General features: G+C 45.3%; 2 protein-coding genes. Both read right to left on the minus strand.

Features of this window, described 5'->3' with window-relative positions; translation table 11 throughout:
- Nucleotides 1-206: hypothetical protein (locus tag ACYVTD_RS12255; protein ID WP_461248040.1), on the minus strand; the 206-nt coding region annotated here is incomplete at its 3' end.
- Between the two features lie 91 nt (nucleotides 207-297).
- Nucleotides 298-1,873 (minus strand): NHL repeat-containing protein (locus ACYVTD_RS12260; RefSeq protein WP_461248041.1); only part of this gene is annotated, 1,576 nt, incomplete at its 5' end.

A 1,873-nucleotide genomic window follows, 5' to 3' on the forward strand; every position in this document is an offset into this window, starting at 1 on the left:
ATTTGTACTGAAACTTCAATAACCCGTTTGTCGGTTATAACCCAAAACCCATTTCTCTTAAATCCAAGAATAGCGGCAAAGACTCTTCGAATCGAACCAAGTAACTGCTCAATTGGGTTTGAACTGCCAGCCCACAGTTCCGCCTCAATCTCCATTACCAGTTTTTCGTTTTCTGCGAGCGTAAAGCCCGACTTTAATGTTGACATTTAAGTCCTCCTAAAAATTTATATAACACTATCATGCGATAGCATTTCTCACACATAATTGTTTTAAACAGTACAAATAACTATTAAACAATTATTCCAACGGCGGGAAGTACCCGATATTATCGCGCCCTGATCTTTCCATTAAGTAAACTTCAACCTCAATAGGCAGCCATGCTCTTCCAAAATCTGTGGGCAGACGCGAAGTGTATGTAAAACTGTAAAGACCTGTCGGGGTATCGACAACGCCCTTGATAAGCTCTCCTATGCCGCGCGGACGATAAAGGCTCATTGCCTGTCCGCCTGTTTCCCTGCATAAAAATTCGATACTTTCGGAAACTTGACCGCCGCCGATTATGATGGCGTTAAACACTATGCCGTTATTCGCGAGGTAAGCTGACATTTCTTTAAGACTGTACTGTTCAAACGCCAAATCGCCTAATCCGCCTGAACCGATATATACTACAGATCTTTTGGGGGCGGCGGTTAAAAGATCGCTTGCCGCAAGGCGCAACCCTAAATCGAAACGCCAACGACTAGTATTGTCAGCAGCGCCCCGTACGGCATTTTCAAGGGAATTGGCGTGTTGTTCTCTTTTTGGTTGAGCCGCTGCGGAAATTACTGAAACTATTTTTGAATTACCCATTTCCTGTATGGCGCGGTTTATATCCCTCGCCGATGCGGTAAGGTCGTCGCGCATACGCGCGGTTGTATCTGAGCGTTCTACAAGAAGGGAAATATCCGCGCCGCGAGTGCGATAACCGGGAACATACAATACCTGCTCCGCCACAGGTAAACTATTTTCTGTTAAAAGGAAGTTGTTGTTATCAAGCCCCAAAATTGGGCGGCGAAGTCTGTCCTCTACTGTAAGTTCTACAGTTACTTTGGGGAATTTACTCGAGTCAATATCGCGTATCTGCACAAATAAGCCGGAGGCAAGATCGTCAAAGCGGGTTAATATGTTTACTTCGCTTGCGTTGAAGTTTGTGGTAAGTATATTGCCGTTACTATCAATTTCCGCGCAAGTAATGCGGAGGCGCTCTCCTCCGGCAAGTCCCAATTCGCGGACAATCGCGGAATCGGGGTTTATTTGCAAAATTCTGTTGGCGTCGGCTACAAGTATAGTGCCGTCGGAAAGGAATCTCATGCTTTCAGGTCCTTTTAAACCTTGCGCGGCAAGACGCCCTAAATAGTTTCCGTTTGTATCAAACATATAAATTACTTTTGCCGCGCTTTCGGCAATATAAATTTTTCCGTTATAGGCGGCTATCCCCGTAGGTGAAAGCAAACCGGGAAAAACCGCGCTCTTTTTACCAAAGGAAAGAATATAAACTCCGTCAGGATCAAATTTTGAAATTCTGCTGTTGCCGTAATCTACAACATACAGGTACCCTTCTTCATCTATCGTAAGATGCTGTGGACCGACAAATTGCCTGTCGCCCAAACCTTTTGAGCCGATATACGCCTGCCAGTCTCCGTTGCTATTAAGAATACTTACTCTGCCGCCTCGGTATTCGGACACATACATACGCCCGTCTAGTCCGCGAGCTAAATCATAAGGACGATCAAAACCGTTAAGGGGACCTCTTTTTCGATCCCTGATTAATCCGTTTACGTCGATTTTTACAAGTTCATTACTGCCGTACGCGACCACCCATACAGTGCCGTCA

The organism is Treponema sp. R6D11 (assembly GCF_054786075.1).